15 protein-coding genes are annotated in these 18,417 nt (G+C 38.7%); 10 read left to right on the top strand and 5 right to left on the bottom strand.

Going from position 1 to position 18,417, the window contains the following annotated elements:
• The first annotated feature begins 69 nt into the window (after positions 1–69).
• The 4 genes from hemB (at position 70) to ABVM49_RS05050 (ending at position 3,118) form a co-directional block, all read left to right on the top strand.
• Complete coding sequence (gene hemB, locus ABVM49_RS05065; RefSeq protein ID WP_405203297.1) at positions 70–1,053, top strand: porphobilinogen synthase; 984 nt, start codon at positions 70–72, stop codon at positions 1,051–1,053.
• Entirely contained in the window at positions 1,053–1,502 is a 450-nt protein-coding gene (locus tag ABVM49_RS05060) for a DUF3291 domain-containing protein (RefSeq protein ID WP_405203296.1), read from the top strand. The genes hemB and ABVM49_RS05060 overlap by 1 nt, the downstream gene beginning before the upstream one ends.
• Positions 1,503–1,505: 3 nt before the next feature.
• Positions 1,506–1,931 (top strand): c-type cytochrome, encoded by a 426-nt coding sequence (locus ABVM49_RS05055; RefSeq protein ID WP_405203294.1) that lies wholly within the window; start codon positions 1,506–1,508, stop codon positions 1,929–1,931.
• An 83-nt stretch (positions 1,932–2,014) separates the two neighbouring features.
• Positions 2,015–3,118, top strand: a complete 1,104-nt coding sequence (locus ABVM49_RS05050) for a CNNM domain-containing protein (protein WP_038598006.1) — start codon at positions 2,015–2,017, stop codon at positions 3,116–3,118.
• A 10-nt stretch (positions 3,119–3,128) separates the two neighbouring features.
• Here ABVM49_RS05050 and ABVM49_RS05045 read toward each other — a convergent pair whose 3' ends face one another.
• On the bottom strand, positions 3,129–5,360 hold the full coding sequence (locus tag ABVM49_RS05045) for a response regulator (RefSeq protein WP_405203293.1): 2,232 nt from the start codon (positions 5,358–5,360) through the stop codon (positions 3,129–3,131).
• Positions 5,361–5,436: 76 nt separating this feature from the next.
• Here ABVM49_RS05045 and ABVM49_RS05040 point away from each other — a divergent pair, with 76 nt between their 5' ends.
• The 5 genes from ABVM49_RS05040 to ABVM49_RS05020 all read left to right on the top strand — a co-directional run bounded on the left by ABVM49_RS05040 (position 5,437) and on the right by ABVM49_RS05020 (position 9,869).
• On the top strand, positions 5,437–5,910 hold the full coding sequence (locus ABVM49_RS05040; protein ID WP_405203292.1) for a methylated-DNA--[protein]-cysteine S-methyltransferase: 474 nt from the start codon (positions 5,437–5,439) through the stop codon (positions 5,908–5,910).
• A gap of 79 nt (positions 5,911–5,989) precedes the next feature.
• The gene (locus ABVM49_RS05035) at positions 5,990–7,138 is read left to right on the top strand and encodes a serine hydrolase domain-containing protein (RefSeq protein WP_405203291.1); all 1,149 of its coding nucleotides are present in this window, start codon (positions 5,990–5,992) and stop codon (positions 7,136–7,138) included.
• Between the two features lie 52 nt (positions 7,139–7,190).
• Positions 7,191–8,945 (top strand): DUF4153 domain-containing protein, encoded by a 1,755-nt coding sequence (locus tag ABVM49_RS05030; RefSeq protein WP_405203290.1) that lies wholly within the window; start codon positions 7,191–7,193, stop codon positions 8,943–8,945.
• The gene (locus ABVM49_RS05025; protein ID WP_298349549.1) at positions 8,942–9,658 is read left to right on the top strand and encodes a 3'-5' exonuclease; all 717 of its coding nucleotides are present in this window, start codon (positions 8,942–8,944) and stop codon (positions 9,656–9,658) included. The genes ABVM49_RS05030 and ABVM49_RS05025 overlap by 4 nt, the downstream gene beginning before the upstream one ends.
• A 13-nt stretch (positions 9,659–9,671) precedes the next feature.
• Positions 9,672–9,869 (top strand): GldL-related protein, encoded by a 198-nt coding sequence (locus ABVM49_RS05020; RefSeq protein WP_405203289.1) that lies wholly within the window; start codon positions 9,672–9,674, stop codon positions 9,867–9,869.
• 99 nt (positions 9,870–9,968) lie between these two features.
• On the opposite strand, the gene ABVM49_RS05015 is transcribed toward ABVM49_RS05020, so the two are convergent.
• Complete coding sequence (locus tag ABVM49_RS05015) at positions 9,969–13,919, bottom strand: M36 family metallopeptidase (RefSeq protein ID WP_405203287.1); 3,951 nt, start codon at positions 13,917–13,919, stop codon at positions 9,969–9,971.
• Positions 13,920–14,215: 296 nt separating this feature from the next.
• Here ABVM49_RS05015 and ABVM49_RS05010 point away from each other — a divergent pair, with 296 nt between their 5' ends.
• A complete protein-coding gene (locus ABVM49_RS05010) occupies positions 14,216–15,904 on the top strand; it encodes an ABC transporter ATP-binding protein (RefSeq protein ID WP_405203286.1) in 1,689 nt (562 codons plus the stop codon).
• 451 nt (positions 15,905–16,355) lie between these two features.
• Here ABVM49_RS05010 and ABVM49_RS05005 read toward each other — a convergent pair whose 3' ends face one another.
• Genes ABVM49_RS05005 through ABVM49_RS04995 form a run of 3 tightly spaced genes read right to left on the bottom strand, consistent with a single transcriptional unit; the run spans position 16,356 to position 18,381 of the window.
• Positions 16,356–17,018 carry a hypothetical protein gene (locus ABVM49_RS05005; RefSeq protein ID WP_405203285.1) on the bottom strand — a complete coding sequence of 221 codons (663 nt, stop codon included), beginning with the start codon at positions 17,016–17,018 and terminating at the stop codon, positions 16,356–16,358.
• The gene (locus tag ABVM49_RS05000) at positions 17,018–17,677 is read right to left on the bottom strand and encodes a CoA transferase subunit B (RefSeq protein WP_405203284.1); all 660 of its coding nucleotides are present in this window, start codon (positions 17,675–17,677) and stop codon (positions 17,018–17,020) included. The genes ABVM49_RS05005 and ABVM49_RS05000 overlap by 1 nt, the downstream gene beginning before the upstream one ends.
• A gap of 2 nt (positions 17,678–17,679) precedes the next feature.
• The gene (locus ABVM49_RS04995) at positions 17,680–18,381 is read right to left on the bottom strand and encodes a CoA transferase subunit A (RefSeq protein WP_405203283.1); all 702 of its coding nucleotides are present in this window, start codon (positions 18,379–18,381) and stop codon (positions 17,680–17,682) included.
• Between the last annotated feature and the right edge of the window lie 36 nt (positions 18,382–18,417).

Raw genomic sequence — 18,417 nt, 5'->3', positions numbered from 1 at the left:
GATAGATATTGAAACTAGATTTATTTAAAATCACACACCTATTTACCTCAACACATAGAAGATAGAACGATGCTTATAAGAAACCGAAGACTACGTAGCAGTGAGGCTATGCGCTCACTAGTAAGAGAGACCTATATCACTCCAAATGACTTTCTTGTACCGCTTTTTGTGGTAGAAGGAAAAGGAGTAAAGCAAGAGATAGACTCTATGCCAGATTATTATCGCTACAGTCTTGACTTACTTACTAAAGAGGTAAAAGAGCTCTGGGCAATGGGACTTAAAGCCGTACTTCTGTTTGTAAAAGTACCAGATAACTTAAAAGACAACTCTGGTACCGAAGCGCTTAATGCAGACGGCCTAATGCAACGTGCTATAAAAACTGTAAAAGACGCCTGTCCAGATATGCTGGTTATGACAGATGTTGCACTAGATCCTTACTCAAAATTTGGTCACGATGGTGTGGTAGGTAATGGTGAGATTGTAAATGATGACACCACAGCTATACTTGCCGAGATGGGATTGAGTCACGCTCGTGCAGGAGCAGATGTACTTGCACCAAGCGATATGATGGATGGCCGCATTTTTGAAATGCGCACCCTGCTAGAAGACGAAGGTTTTTATAACACTGGCATTATGAGTTATAGTGCAAAGTATGCAAGCTGTTTTTATGGCCCTTTTCGTGATGCATTAGACAGTGCACCCGTAGACTTAAAAGATATTCCAAAAGATAAAAAAACATACCAGATGGACTTTGCAAATCGTGACGAAGCGATTAAAGAAACCCTGATGGATATAGAAGAAGGTGCAGATATCGTGATGGTAAAACCAGGACTATGTTACCTAGATATTGTACGTGATTTACGAGAAGTTGTAAATGTACCGATAGCCGTCTATCAAGTAAGTGGTGAGTATGCAATGCTTAAAGCCGCTGCCGAAAAAGGATGGCTAGATCACGATAGCGTGATGATGGAACAAATCACAGCTATAAAAAGAGCAGGAGCACAAGTAATAGCTAGCTACTTTGCAAAAGATGTGGTAAAGTTACTCGGGTAATGGTATATCACCTTGCACAGCTCAATGTAGCCCGTATGAAGGGTGTCTCTATAGAAGATCCAGAGATGAAGGACTTTAGAGATAATACAGACCGTGTAAATGAGCTAGCCGAAAGTTCGCCAGGGTTTATATGGCGTGACATTATAGATACCGAAGCCGCACCCGCTCCTAATGCGCTTAACGATGAACAGGTGCTTATTAATTTTTCTGTGTGGAAAGATGTGGCGTCACTAAGAGAATTCACCTATAAAACCTTCCACAGTGCGATTATGAAACGCCAGAAAGAGTGGTTCCAAAAATATGGAACGGCACACTACGTACTCTGGTGGATTAAGGCAGGCACAACACCTACAGCGCAAGAAGGACTAGAGAAGCTCGAGTTCTTACAAAAGCAAGGCGCAAGCAAAGAAGCATTTACTTTTAAAGAGGTTTATGGGAAGCCAGAATAGATAATGAAAAGTAATACATCTGTCATATATACTGTAGCGCTATTAGGAATTGTTTTCCTAGGTTATATCCTCTGGAGTATTGATTATGAAGATGAATCATCTTACTCAGGTCCAGAGTGCGCAGGGCCTGGAATCCCTATTGACTATATAGTATCCTCACATCGGCAAGAGTTGTCTCCTGTTGAAGAAGAAGGTAAGTTTTTGTTTAAAGCAAACTGTGCGGCTTGCCATAAACTATATAGACCAATGACTGGACCGGCACTCTATCAAATTAGTAATGTTGTCGAGAATGATACCGTATTCAACGAATATATTACAGGAAAAACGAGACCTTATTTTGAGAAAAAAACAGATAAATTTTGTCTGACATTCCCTGATTTATCAATTGCTCAAACAACTGCAATCTTAAAATATACAGATGTTGATTAATAAAATTACGCTTTCGCGAAAGCGTAAAAGCACTTCTACTATACTCTCTTTTTCCATACATTTACATAAATAGCAAACTAACTATGGGTCAACTTTTACTTTGGGCAACGATTTCGATATTTTTTTCATTCTTGTGTTCTATACTTGAAGCTGTACTTCTAAGCGTGACACCTACGTTTATAAACATCAAGAAAAACGAAGGAAAAGCCTACGCCGAAACTCTTGAAGAACTTAAAAAAGATGTAGATAAACCCCTTATTGCAATCCTTACCTTAAACACACTTGCACACACCGTAGGTGCAATGATGGTAGGTACTGTAGCTGCAGATTTATATCCAGAGTTTGTTATAAACTTAGGCTTTACAGAGATTAATTTTCTTGGTTTTGTCTCTGCTATAATGACCTTACTTATCTTAATTGCTAGCGAGATAATACCTAAAACAATAGGTGCAAAATTTTGGAAATCTCTAGCAAACTTCTCTGCAAAGACACTTAAGATAATGGTGCTACTTTTAAAGTACACAGGAGTATTATGGTTGCTACAACTTTTTACTCGTATGGTAGGTGGCGGTGGTCATCACGAGAGTGTGCTAAGCCGTGAGGACTTTACCGCAATGGCACAAATGGCTGGTGAAGATGGCGTTTTTGAAGAAAGTGAATCTAAAATTCTTAATAACCTTCTTACCTTTAAAGAGGTACTTACTAAGGATATTATGACGCCACGTACAGTCATAAAAATGGCAGATGCAAATACAACCGTTGCAGACTTTTTTGAAGAAAATCAATCACTGCGTTTTTCTAGAATTCCAATTTTTGAAGGAACACGTGATCACATCACTGGTATTGTTTTAAAGAGCGAGGTATACCGTGAGATGGCTCTAGATAATCACACAACAACTCTTAAAGAGATAGAACGTCCTATTTTAATAACAAAACGTAATTTGCCTATTCCAGATCTTTTTGAAGAACTTATTTCTACAAAAAATCATATTGCCCTTGTCGTAGATGAGTATGGTACTATGAGTGGCCTGGTGACAATGGAAGATGTGATAGAAACTCTTCTTGGACTAGAAATTATGGATGAAAGTGATAGTGTAGCAGACTTGCAAACGCTAGCCCGTCGCAACTGGCAAAAAAGAGCCAAAGCTCTAGGCCTTTATGACGAAAATAGCCCTAAGAGTGAGTAAACCCGCCATTTTATGCGTTTACGATATGTTTGTTTTTAATATTACGTACTAGCACGCTTAAAAACAGCGATACATCATAAGGTTTTACTAGAATGTCATCCATTCCTGCTTTATAAATTTTATGTCTTATCTCTTGTATCTCTACCGCTGTTAAAGCAACTATAGGTGTAGACTTATCAAACGTTCTAATTTCTTTTGTGGCCTGTATACCATCTTTTTTAGGCATATGGATATCCATAAGTATAAGGCTATATTCTTGATTTTTTGCCATCTCTACGGCCTCTTCACCATCACTAGCTAGACTACACAATAAACCTTTACTCTCAAGAAGTTTTTGAGTAATTTTTTGATTAATACGGTTATCATCTACCACAAGAATATGAGCATCTTGTAGTGTGTGTACACTCTCTGTCTCTAACAACTCATTTGATGTAATAACTTGACGAGGTAACGCTGTGCTCTTAGGTTTTTTAAATTTTATGACAAATGAGAAGGTTGCTCCTTGACCCTCATCACTTTCTAGTATAACCTCACTGTTATATAATGCGAGTAGCTTTTTTACAATAGGCAAACCTAAGCCTGTACCTTGGTAGTTATAATTTTTATTCTCAATCTGAGTAAACTCTTCAAAAATAGTTGCCTGACTGCTTTTGGGGATTCCTATACCATCATCTTTTACTACAAACAAGATGCTATGACTCCCATCATTTGTGCGAGCTTGCTGATGTATATTTACCCAGATATTGCCATTTTCATTAAACTTTATGGCATTACCTATAAGGTTCATTAGTATTTGAGAAAGCCTTACAGAATCACCTTGAAGCTCGTTAGGCACCTCTGGGTCAATATGTAAATGAAGTTTATTGTTGTTTTGCTCAAGGCTAAACTCAAATGAGCGTGTAATGCTATGTAATAAAGTAGTGAGTTTAAAAGGTGCGTGCTCAAGTTTTATATCTTTTGCCTCCATCTTACTCATAAGGAGCACATCATTTATGAGAGCAAGTAAATAATCTGCCGAAAACTTAAGCGACTTTAAGTCATCACGATGGGTCTTAATTTTTTTATCCTCTAGTAAGATGGTTGCTATACCTATTACTCCATAAAGCGGTGTGCGTAACTCGTGGCTTATGGTAGAAAAAAATTGTGTTTTGAGCTTAGAGAGCTGTTCGGCTTCGTTTTTTGCTTTTGTGAGTTCTATGTTTTTTTCGCGTAAGCGATCACTATAGTTTTTACGAGATTTATACATCGTGAAAATGATAAAAAGCCCTAAAAACAGCAAGGAGGAAGCCACAATGAGGACTGTATTTGCCTTGCGAGAACTTGCGGCGAGTATATCGGTAAGGCTTTTTTCTTTTTTGGTAATTTCTAGTTCGCGCTTATTTGCTCTATAATCAAACTGAGCACTTGCTTGTCTTATTTCTTGCTGCGTTTGTATTTTATACAGTTGGTTTGCCAGTAATAATTGCCTTTGTGAGTGGTAATAGGCAGCCTCAAATTTTTTATCTTTTTCATAGAGTCTTGCTATTTGATGCTGTGCCTCCTCCTCTTCGGCAATGAGCTCTTGCTCAAAAGAGATATCTATGGCTTCTAGCAAAGCTTCTTCGGCTAGGGTGCTTTTGTCTTTGGCTATGTAGTACTTCCCGAGTAATGTTAGTATTTGTGCTCTAGGTTTATAATTTTGAGTATCCCTAAGGCTCATCATTTTTGCTTCCATAAGCGCAGGATACGCCTTTGCAATATTATCTTGAGCGAGATGCATACGGCTTAAGTCTATATACGACTGTAGTGCCATATCTCTCAAGTTGAGCTTTGTGTAAGCGTCTATACTTTTTTTAAATAGAGCTGTTGCCCTTTCTTCAAATTCGGGGTAAATACTATAGGTCTTACCTAGATTGCTGTGAGAAATAGCAAGTAACGTGTCGTTTTTTGACTTTTGTGCCATTGTTAAAGCTCGTTCAAAAGCTTCGTGAGCACTAGGTGTATCTTTGAGTGTGAGATAAATGTCGCCTAGTAAAGTGTACCCTTGAAATTGCACTTTTACATCTTCTTCTACCAGCGGAGAGTTAAGTAATGTATCTAGCGTTTTAATGGCGCTGGTATATTCCTTTCTTTTATGCTGCTCTTGAGCCACATCAATTGTATACACACTACCTTCGTCTAGAACAAGTGCATTATCTTGCCCATAGACTAGATGGCTAGATAATAGTATAATAGGGATTATAAACAATATCAATAGACGCATACACCTGCCTTAAAACCGTCAAATGTACTGACTTACAGCACAATATACAACATACTTAATCCCTATATTTGAAACTATGGAAGCAGCTATTATATCAACACCCCTAGGTTTATTATCGTTAAAAGGAACTCAAGAAGGACTTTGTGCTGCAACGTTTATAGAAGACGGTCGAGTGATTACAAAAGTAATCCCAGACGCTCTTCAAGAGGCTGTAAAACAACTTAAAGAATACTTTGCAGGAGAGAGGAGTCATTTTGATCTCTCTCTTACCCCTAAGGGAACTACTTTTCAGCAAAAGGTCTGGATGGAACTTTGCACCATCCCTCACGGCAAGACTACGACCTATCTCGCTATGGCAAAACAACTGGGTGACCCTAAGGTAATACGCGCAGCAGCCAGCGCAAATGGTAAAAATCCTATTTCTATTATCATTCCTTGTCACAGGGTAATAGGTAGTGATGGGTCTCTTACTGGTTATGCAGGAGGACTGCACCGCAAGAAGTGGCTATTAGAACACGAAAGCCCAGTGACGCAAGGTTCTTTATTTTAGATCAGGCTTTTATTAATAGATGAGTAACGCTTTCGCGAAAGCAAAAAAATAATACTTTTAAAATATCAATCTTTACAAAATGAGGTATCTGAAAAATTTTTTTAAAGGCTTACTTTTTTTTATTGCTATCATTATAGCGGCTCTTTACATCACAGACTATGACTACATTTTAAAAGGTGTGCGCGTGGTATATATGACTGGCCATACTACGGCTTTTATAGACGACTATGATTATTTTGATAACGCAACTATTGAACCTAGCACCCCACAGACCTGGCCAAGGCATAAGCAATATAACAACGTCGTACCTACAGAGCGTCTATCTTCTATTAATAGTGAGCTTGAGACTATTGCCTTTTTAATTATTAAAAATGACAGTATTTTATATGAAGACTATGCAACGGGCTATAGCGAGAACAGCAAGACTAACTCGTTCTCGATGGCAAAGAGTATAACCAGCGCGTTGCTAGGTAAGGCCATACAAGACGGCTATATAAAATCACTAGATCAACCGGTGAGTGATTTTTTTATAGAATTTGCTGGTTCTGGTATGACTGTGGGAGATCTCTCCTCTATGGCTTCTGGTCTCAACTGGGATGAGAGTTACTCTAGCCCCTTTAGCCTCACAGCGCGTTCTTATTATGATGATGACCTTGCCGAAACTATTTTAAATCTCAAGGTTACAGAGCAACCCGGTCAATCTTTTAAATATCTCTCTGGCAACACACAATTACTAGGTATGGTGATACAGAAAGCTAGTGGCATACCGCTACCGCAATACCTATCAGACAGCTTCTGGAAACCTATGGGTATGGAGCAAGAAGCACTATGGCAGCTAGATGATGATGATAACAAGCTGGCAAAAACCTATTGCTGTGTAGCAAGTAATGCTAGAGATTTTGCCCGTTTTGGAAAACTCTATAAAGATGGTGGCTCTTGGAATGACAAAAGATTACTTCCCGAAGATTTTGTAACAACCAGCATACAACCACGTTTTGCTGAAGATACGGAGTATGGATACGGCTTCTGGCTAAGTAACTATCGCGATAAAAAAATATTTGCAATGCGAGGTATACTAGGGCAATATGTAATTACCATACCAGAAGACAATCTTATTATTGTAAGACTAGGGCACCATCGTGGTGACTGGGTAGAAGGAAAACCCTTTACTCAGGACTTTTATGATTACATAGACGCAGGGTACGAAATGACTCAAAACGTTGATTAGTATGGAGTTCTATTAATTTATTGTATTTTTCGATACATTCAATCATCAATCAATGCGATTATTTTCCCCTTCAGAATTTATGATTAAAGCACTCGCTGCTTTTAAGAGATTTCCGGTGACACTCATCTGGGTTATATTATTTACACTACTGCTAGTTGTACTTGCCGAAAGAGATATAGATGACATTTTTGAAACCTATAACAACATCTCACTAACAGCGGTATTAGGTGTGAGCTGGCTTATAGGAACTCAGTTTTACATTGAGCAGTTTAAAAGGATAGGACTCTGGTGGATCAAGGTTGTAATCTTACTGCTTCTGTTTGCCTTTTATTTTACATTACCTGACTATGACTTTCAAAATAATAATGAAACCCCATATATAAGATGGTTTGTACTATTTATAGTAGGTCATCTAGCGCTACTCTTTGCTCCTTTTATTACTGTATGGCACCCTAAAGCCTACTGGAATTATCTGGCAGATATGCTTATGGCAATCGCTAGGAGTGCCTTGTTTTCTGGGGTGTTTTATCTAGGTGTTGTGCTTGCGTTGCTAGCCATAGAGTATCTTTTTGATGTGAAAATAAATGGTAGGCGTTACTTCCAGTTATTCCTGCTGTGTTTAGGAATCATAAATACGTGGGTATACCTATCAGATTTTCCTAAAGAGATACAACATAACATCCACCTGCACTTTCATAAAGCTATTGAAGTCTTTGTAAAGTTTATACTCATACCGCTTGCCGCACTCTACATCACAATACTATATGCCTATGCTCTTAAAATCTGTATACAGTGGGAATTACCTAAGGGCTGGGTGAGCTACCTTATTATCGCACTTGCTGGACTTCTATTTATCATTCAGTTTATTATTCACCCATTAAAAACAACTCATATCTCTAGGGTTTTTAAAAACTTTCAGCCGCTAGCATATTGGTTATTGCTACCCTTGCTCATCTTATTTTATGCTGCGATTTATAAAAGGGTATCAGATTACGGCATCACAGAGCCGCGATATTTTCTTATTATAATTGCAATTTTTATAACAGGCGCTACGCTTTATTTACTCTTCAGTCGCAAGCAGCAGCTTCGGTTTTTACCTATGGCTCTTGCGGTTATGGGTTTATTGAGCACTTTTGGGTTTTGGGGAGCCTTCTCTGTGAGTAAACGCAGCCAGATGGACGAATTTGAAAAGATGTATACCGCTTTCGCGAAAGCGGAAAATAAAGAAAACTCAGACCCCGTAGCTTATAGAAGATTTTCGTCTATCACGAGGTACCTCGTAGAACACGATGCCGCAGAAGATCTAAAACCCATCATAGGTTACAACCCGGTAGAAAAACATACCGATGTAACTACCTGGAAGTTGTCTAACTATATTTTAAAAGACTTAGGGTATAAAATGACGGCTAGTGATATAGAGAAGAAAAGCATACACTTTAACAACGCCTCTAGTGCAGCATATGATATACGTGGCTATGACTGGAAGCAGGACTTTCACTTTAACCTCAACGGTCAGTCAGAATATATAGAAGAAGGCTTTTCTGTAATGCTCAATGGGAAAGAAATTCTTATCACAACACAAGACAGCACAGCACTCACGATACCCACACAGGCATTTTTAAAGCAACTAGAAGGTGAGGATATAAATAAACCTATTAACGACCGAGATAAACTTACACTCCGTAAAACAAATGGTCTTGTGGATGTAAAAATAATATTCAACTCCATAAATTTAAAGGTTGATGGTGGTGGTCAACGTATTATAAATTATGCGAGTGGCAGCGTACTTTTAAAAGTAAAAAAATGATACAAAGGCTTCAACTAGAACATATCCTTTTTTTGGATATTGAGACGGTACCTCAACATCCAGATTTTTCTGATCTAGACGATGTAGAAAAGGCACTTTATGCAGATAAAACAAGATACCTCCGCAAGGATGAGTATACACCAGAAGACTATTACGAGCGTGCCGGCATCTGGGCAGAATTTGGAAAAATAGTGTGTATCTCTGTAGGCTATTTTAATACCAGTACAGATGGTAAACGCTTTAGAACCACCTCCTTTTTTGGTGATGATGAGACCAAGCTACTTAATGAGTTTAAAAACTTACTTGAAGATCATTTTAACCGCCGCGAGCACTTACTCTGTGCACATAATGGTAAAGAGTTTGACTTTCCGTATATCGCGCGACGTATGATTATAAATGGAGTTACGCTACCACAAAAGCTCAATCTTTTTGGCAAAAAACCTTGGGAGATACCTCATATAGACACCCTAGATTTATGGAAGTTTGGAGACTATAAACACTACACCTCTCTCAAGCTTATGACCAAAATTTTGGGAATACCTTCTCCAAAAGATGATATAGACGGCAGCCAGGTGCGCCAGGTGTATTATGAAGAAAATGACATAGACCGCATAGTCGTATATTGTGAGAAAGACACCGTTGCCGTGGCTCAAATTTTACTCAAACTACGCAACGAGCGCTTGCTTGATGAAGATGAAATAATATCGGTTTAAAAAATCCATAGTTATGAAAGTAAAACATATACTCGCTCTTTTTATTTTAGGGTTAATCTGTACTGTTCTGGGTGCATTATTTAAAATTATGCACTGGCCAGGAGCTCCAGAATTATTAACCGCTGGGACCTTCTTACAAGTTATCGCTGGCTTTTTGGGCATCTGGAAACTCTTTACTAACAAAGAGTTTAAGAGCTTCTTAAATAAATAGTATTGCTTTATTTACGCTTTCGCGAAAGCGTAATAAAAACAAAAAAAAATCCCGACCTCATCTGAAGTCGGGATTTCTTATGTTTATAAATGACGGGCCTTACTTTTTGATAAAGCGTTTAATCATTTTTGAACCTTCAGTCTCTACTTGAATGACATAAACGCCAGCTTCAAGTCTCGACACATCAATTGTGTTTTCAAAATTACCTTTATGAACCGCTTGACCTAGAAGGTTAAATATAGTTACAGAGGTTGCTTCTGCTCCTTGTAAGCTTATATTTAATTCTCCACGAGTAACCGGGTTAGGGAAAATTGAGAAGTCTCCTTTTCCAAAGTCTGTAAATGCTGTGTCACCTTCTGTATCTCCACCAAAGGCTGCACTACTTGATACATTTACAATGTAGTCTTCTACCTCTCCATAGTTAAAGCTTCCACAAGCAGCTGGCACAGCGTTATATCTCATAACTACTCTCATACGAGTCGCTCCTTGAGCCGCTCCAGATGGTACTGTGATAGTACCACTTACTGGTGTAGCCTGCGTTGCAGAGATGGTAAGAGCCGTTTCTCCAGCATCTGCAAAGTCACCATCACGATTCCAGTCTACAAAAACAGCATAACCTTCACTGTATGTGCTTCCTGGCCACTCTGGTGTTATAGTGATTGTTGCACTACCACTTAAGGCTGTTGAGATATTTGTAAAGTCTTGGTATCCGGCAGCATTTCTACCAGAGGCGTTATCTATACTTCCTATCTGCACACGTGCGATGTACTCTTCTGTACTGTTATTACCATTTGCTGCACAGTAGCCTGTAGGTGGAGTAGTATCACCACCTCCGCCACCGGCAGTAAGAGCAACGTTATCTATTGCAACATCAGACTGCCACGTGCTACCCGTAATACGGTTAAAACGTAACTGAACTGTACCTCCCGTATAAGCATCTAAGCTCACGGTAACTGCATTCCACTGGTTGCCTTGGTTTCCTGTCTGGTTCCATAGGCTTGTCCAGGTAGTACCACCGTCTGCACTCGCTTCTAGATCTACCTGACCTCCATTTGTAGAACCATACATATGATAATCAAATGTAAAGTTTGCTTCTGTCTCTGTAGATAGATCAAAACAAGGAGAGTTTAATATCGCTCTCTTGTTTGGGTATCCTGTCCCGTTACCAGATGCTTCTACAAACATATAGAAAGATCCTTGTGATCCAGAAGATGGTCCTGTACCACTAGAAGGTGTTCCAGATGCATCACGTGTCCAGTTTATATCATCACTGCTATCTTGAGTCCATTGACCAAGTCCAGCTTCAAAACTTTCACTATATCCTGCTCCAGCGGTTGCTGTACAACCCGATGGAACTGTAGTAGTCTCTGTAGTGGCTGTTGCCGTATTACTCGCTCCAGAAACATTACCTGCCTCGTCTTTTGCTCTTACAGTAAACTGGTATGTAGTTCCCTCTGCAAGGCCAGTAACATTTGCAGTAGTCACTGTAACTTCTCCTAGGTTATTAGACCCTTGGTATACATCATAAGCAACAACACCTATATTATCTGTAGAAGCGTTCCAAGATAATGCAACACTAGAGGTTGTCACATCTGTAACAACAAGACTTGTAGGAGCTGTAGGAGCTTGCGTATCTGCTGGAGCAGTACCTTCTATAGCAAATCCATCTATAGCAATATCACCTTGCCAAGAGGCAGATGTTGTTGCTCTAAATCTTAATTGTGTCGAGGCATCATATGCCGCAAGGCTTACTGTTGCATCTTGCCAAGCTGCTCCTTGATCTCCACTTAGTGACCACAACTCTGTCCACGTTTGTGAGCTATCATCTCTAGCTTCTAGTCTCACTGTACCTACTGAGTTACCTGTCATCTGGTAACTAAAAGTAGCCTCTGCAGCATTTACTCCTGCAAGGTTAAAACAAGGTGAGTTTATTGTAGTAGTCTTACTCCCAAAGTTAGGACTAGATGCTTCTACATAAATATAATATGATCCTTCATTAGCTCCCGAAGGTCCTGTACTGTTAGAAGGTGTTCCTCCTGTACGAACTGTCCAGTCAAAATCATCTGATGTGTCTTGTGACCAAGCTCCTAAGGTATTTTCAAAACCTTCAGAATATGGGAAAGAGCTTACAGTAGAGTTACAAGATGCTGGTGGTGGTGGTCCAGAACAACCACTTGTAAATGAAGCAATTTGATCTGTATTGGTATTTGTACCACCATTGCTATTTTCTACAGCATCTACACCTACACCTCTTCTTGCAAAAGCGTCCCATATTAAACAGTTGTACTGTCCTCCATAAAGATCTTGATCTGCTTGTAATATTCCGTCACGTCCAGAAACATACCCAGGATTATTTGCCGTATTCTTAAGACCTTCTATAACAAGAGCCATTGCGATGTTGTTACCACCTGTACCATTATACTGGTCATTGTCATATCCTTCTAGATCTATAAGGTCCCAAGTCATATCCCATAGTATCGTTGCAAAACCATACCCAACACCGTGAGGTACTACAAGGCTACTAACATCATTATAAGTTGTACCATTTACAGCAAGATCTGTAGCATATCTTGTAGGTCTAATTCCTGCACCTGTAGTAGGCTGCCCTATAGCATATGTACCTACCCCTCTGGCAGTATCTCTAGTATCTCCTGGGCGTATAGTCATCACTAGACCTAACCAGTCTGACCATCCTTCACCCATTTGCTCACTACCTCCTAAAGCATTTGTGCTAGGACCTCCTACAAGACGTGTAGAAATACCGTGACCATACTCGTGAGCAATAATAACATTATCTAGGTCTCCATCTCGAGTAGGGTTAGTAAATAAGAACATTTGCATTCTCGGATTACTACCATCTGGTGGTGTTGCAAAGTTTGCATTATTTGTACCACTACCATCTTGGGCATCTGCATTTACAGAATCACTCCCTATACCACCTTTACCATAGTTATTTTCTTGAAAGTTACCTGCTGCCTCTGTAAACCCATACTGGTACCACACATCGTGCATAATATTATTCCAGTAAAAAAGGTTTGTAGTTGCTGCTGGTAAAAACGTTGAAGGATTATTATTAAGGTTAAGTGCAAAGTCAAAGTTAAGAGCACTACCACCATTAGGACTTGTTCCAGAACCATTGTTACCATTTGTATCATCTTGAGCTAGAACGTTATTTCCTCTTGTAGTAGTAAACTCTGCTCCTGCAGAACCGTTTGTATCGTGCCACCCGTATGGTGAAGCATTTGCCACAGCAGGATCTGTTACAATCGCGCGATTACCGTGACTAGGGCTTTCTATACCTAGTGGATATACATTATAAGAGCCTCCACCCACTACTGCAGCTGCAGTAGTAGCTTTTACTGGACCATAAACTACATCTTCTTTTACATTAGAACTAGTATGATTGTGCTCGCTGTGATTTGGGTCTTCCCAAGAGCAAGACACTACCCAGTCTTCGGTTTTTAATATCTCACCAGAAGCAGCATCTACATTTACATTCCACCAGTGTTGAGCATCTAGTTGATAGATTGATACATTCCAAGTAAGGTGTAATTTGTTTCCTACAGATAGGTAGCGCTTTTCTACTTTAATAGGCTCTATACTTATACCTGAGTTTGCATACTCAAAAGTGTTACCACTAGATCTTGTTACAGAAAGATTGCGAGGTGCTTGTATCTTATGATGCTGCACCACTTTTTGTATCGCATTTTCTGGAGATAAGCTAGCTGTGCTGCCTGCGCTTTTTTCTGCTATGTCTTTAACAAACTGATTAATCTCATAAGTTACCTGTCCATTTTTTACAGTAAGCTTATATGTTCCGTTTTGGATTGGAACTCCTTGATACTTTTGCTGTACGTAAACGTGCTGTATCTCGGGGTTAAGTGATGGAACAATATCTGTTATTTCCCATTGTGCAACGTCTGTAGATTTTAGACCTACTTCTTCTGCATTTCCGCTCAAATATTTCTGGACAATGCCATCTACATTTTGAGCAATTGCTGTCGATCCTGCTAGGAGTACCAGTAGGACAAAAGAGTACAATTTTTTCATAAGTTGATTATTTAATTAATGTTGGAGAAGATTGATTAAAAACGGATTATTTATAATTTTTTAATCAAAACTTTGTGTTTGGATAGTAAATAACGTGAAATCTTTAAAGAAATCGTAATTTTTTCGATGAACTACACAATTTTTTTTAACAAAAAATTAATATTTAAACTATGTTCTACCTTAATTAACTTATTGCTCAACAAAAATTAAAGACTTCTCATTTGTATAATAATGTTCAAACGCACTCACTATAATCTCATATGCAATCTGGTATTTAAAAAACGTATTTTTGAGTTATGCAATCTCAAGAACTTCTTTCTGTAAAACAGCTTCATCTATCTTTTCGACAGCAAGGAGAGGTCAATGAAGTGATACACGGTATCTCTTTTGATTTATACCGTAATGAGATACTTGCCATTGTAGGAGAATCTGGTTCTGGAAAAAGTGTTTCTTCACTAGCCATTTTAGGTTTACTTCCTAAAAAACATACTCACATAGAGGGGCTTATCTCATTTAATGGGCAATCACTAACCACACTTTCTGAAAAAGATTTTCAAACCATACGAGGGAATGAAATCTCTATGATTTTTCAAGAGCCTATGAGCAGCCTTAATCCTTCTATGCGCTGCGGAGATCAAGTAGCGGAGATTTTAAGAAGGCATACTACGCTTTCGCGAAAGCGTATAAAAGACGAAGTACTAGCTTTATTTGAAAAAGTAAAACTCCCTACAGTATCAAAAATTTATGAGGCTTATCCTCACGAAATTTCTGGAGGCCAAAAACAACGAGTAATGATTGCAATGGCCATTGCTTGTAAGCCTAAAATTCTCATTGCAGATGAGCCTACGACGGCACTAGATGTCACCGTACAAAAGGAAATTATTTTACTTCTTAAACAGCTACAACAAGAAACCGAAATGAGTGTGATCTTTATATCTCACGATTTATCGCTGGTAAGTGATATTGCAGATCGCGTACTTGTAATGTACAAAGGTGATATAGTAGAAACAGCAGAAGCACAACAACTCTTTAAGTCACCTCAACATCAATACACAAAAGCATTACTAAGCGCAAGACCTTCACTTGACGAGCGACTTAAAAAGCTTCCCACAATACAAGATTACCTCGATAATAAAACACTATCTCAAGTTGAAACAGCAGATGAACGATTTGCACATCTTAAAGAGCTTTATGAGCAACCCCCACTTCTAGAAGTTCACAATGTAGAAAAAACTTATTTTTCTAATAGTGGCATCTTTACCAAAGCTGAGGGCTTTAAAGCGGTAGATGATGTTACTTTTAAAATCTATAAAGGAGAAACGCTAGGTCTAGTGGGTGAGTCTGGATGTGGAAAGTCTACGCTAGGGAATGCGATCTTGCAACTAGACCGAGCAACCGCAGGTCATATTTTATATAAAGGAACAGACATTACACGTTTACGTGGCAAAGCGCTACGTAGTTTACGTAAAGAAGTGCAAATCATTTTTCAAGATCCATTTGCTTCTCTAAACCCTAGGCTTACCGTGGGTCAAGCTATTATAGAACCTATGGAAGTGCACAAACTATATGCCTCTACAAAGGAGCGTAAAGAGCGAGTGATGCAATTATTAGAACGTGTAGGCCTTGAGAAAGAACACTATAATAGATACCCACACGAGTTTTCTGGAGGGCAGCGCCAGCGCATAGGGATTGCACGTACCATAGCTGTAAACCCAAAACTTATTGTGTGTGATGAGTCTGTAAGCGCGCTAGATATCTCTGTACAAGCACAAGTACTCAATTTACTTAATGAGCTCAAAAAGGACTTTGGGTTTACTTATATTTTTATTTCTCACGATCTCGCAGTAGTAAAATATATGTCTGACCAACTTGTGGTTATGAATAATGGTAAAATAGAAGAAATAGGAGATGCAGATGCAATTTATAAAAACCCCATAAAGGCCTATACTAAGCGATTAATAGGCGCTATACCTAAAGGCATCTAGTCACTATGATTATATCATAAAGACCTTTCTTGCTAGTTTTATACAGTTTGATGTAAAATAGAAAGTATTTTGAACTCCAGTTGCGAGTTGTCTGGCTGAGTTTGTAATTTTTTTCATTCTTGCGTCAAATAGGGATTAAAACAAAATCCGCAGGGCTCCCCCCGCGGATTTCTAACAAATCATAACTCAAAACACTCTTATACGTTTAAGCTATACTATATAATGAAGTGAAATGTAGATTATCGAATATACTTTACACTTCATCGGAATCAATTACTTGATTTGGGAATGTAAATGTAAGATAATATTATAAATAGACAACAACCAAAACAGTAGAAATAATCATCAAATGTTAATATTTTGTGTATTTCGTCGAATAATTAAGTTTTTAGTCGGCTTTTTGTCGAAATCTTTAAAATTAATGCGGGTGTGTTTTCATAAAAAAACCACTCTAAGAGTGGTTAAATATTTGTGAGATTCTTCTGTTTTTCCGTTTTCCTTTCTTTCGAGTATCTGTAACCTCTTCTACTTCATAATAACTTCTTCCATAATTAGACCTTTTATCTTCACCTAATCTTTTTACAACTTGGTTTGTCATTCTTATGACAAACTCCTCCTCTTTATTAGGATATGAGATGTCGTTGCCCGCACTGTCTATTTTTTTCTTTCGAGACGTAATATTAAGTTTTCTAGCTTTATAATCGTCTGTTTCAAACAGTTCATTATAGCAGTGTATAAGCTCGTGCGCAAGTACAGCCATAGGAGAATTGTACCCCTTATTTTTTGAAAACCATCGCTTACGATGATTTTTTCTAAAAACGATACCGTGTGTATCGTAAAATCCCACCGTATTTGTAGGCGGCCTATAATAATTCTTGCGCTGTGAGTACACGATATTAATACCATTTACAACATCTGCAACGAGCACATCTATAATATCAAGTGTTTTCACAACACCATCATCTTTATATGTAATGGTAAGCGCATTTGTTTTATAAAGAAAATCAAGTGCTTTACACGTATTTTTTAAAAACCTATCACTTAAACCCTCGTAGTGTCTATCTACCACATACGTATAATTATGAGGCTTATTATTTAAGTCATAGATAATCATTAATACAGTTGCATCTCTGGCACATCACCATCTATAATAAGTGTTCCCTCTGTGGCTGCTTGTATTTCTTCTACAGAAACTCCAGGTGCGCGTTCTAATAATTTAAACCCATCTGGTGTCACCTCTAGTACCGCAAGGTTACTTACTATCTTCTTTACACAACCTACGCCTGTGAGTGGAAGACTGCAACGTTTAAGAAGTTTAGACGCGCCTGCTCTATTAGTATGCATCATTGCAACGATTATATTTTCTGCGCTTGCTACAAGATCCATAGCGCCCCCCATACCCTTTACCATTTTGCCAGGTATTTTCCAGTTTGCTATATCTCCATTTTCGGCGACTTCCATTGCTCCTAGTATGGTTAAGTCTACGTGCTTACCACGTATCATACTAAAACTGGTTGCACTGTCAAAAAAACTAGCGCCAGGCAGTGTTGTAATGGTTTGTTTTCCAGCATTTATAATATCTGCATCCTCTTCTCCATCATAGGGAAAAGGTCCCATACCTAATACTCCGTTCTCACTTTGAAACTCTACTTCTATATCATCGCGTACATAGTTTGCAACTAGTGTAGGTATACCTATACCCAGGTTTACGTAGTATCCATTTTGCACCTCTTTTGCGATGCGCTGTGCGATTTGATTTTTATCTAATGCCATAATTAATCTCTTGTTCTTACCGTGCGTTGCTCAATTCTCTTCTCGTACGTCTCTCCTTTAAAGATGCGTTGTACAAAAATACCTGGTATATGTATCTGGTTAGGATCTAGCTCACCTATGGGTACAAGTTCTTCAACTTCGACCACAGTGATGGTTGCTGCTCCACACATATTAGGGTTAAAATTACGTGCCGTTCCTTTAAAAATAAGATTACCCGCTGCATCACCTTTCCAAGCTTTGACAAAAGCAAAGTCTGCCTTAAATGCGTGCTCTAGCACGTACATCTTTCCATCAAACTCTCTTGTCTCTTTACCCTCTGCTACTTCTGTACCATAACCAGCTGGTGTGTATATTGCTGGGAAGCCTGCTTGAGCAGCTCTACAGCGCTCTGCAAGTGTACCTTGAGGTATTAACTCTACATCAAGTTCTCCACTAAGCATCTGGCGTTCAAACTCGGCGTTTTCCCCCACATAGCTAGAGATCATTTTTTTAACCTGCTTCTTTTGTAATAACAACCCTAGGCCAAAATCATCTACTCCCGCATTATTTGATATACAGGTGAGATTATCTACATTAAGTTCTACTAGCTTTGCAATAGCGTTTTCTGGAATACCACTCAGGCCAAACCCTCCTAGCATCATCGTCATACCGCTAGTTACACCTTCAAGAGCCGCATCTACTCCGGCAACTTCTTTTGTTATCATATTCTTGGTTTTGAATGATTAAAAATACGGATTTTG

The sequence above is a fragment of the Dokdonia sp. LLG6352-1 genome, assembly GCF_045055815.1.
Lineage (GTDB): Bacteria > Bacteroidota > Bacteroidia > Flavobacteriales > Flavobacteriaceae > Dokdonia > Dokdonia donghaensis.
The sequence above is the reverse complement of the archived record's forward strand: the minus strand, read 5'-3'. Positions and strand labels throughout refer to the sequence as shown.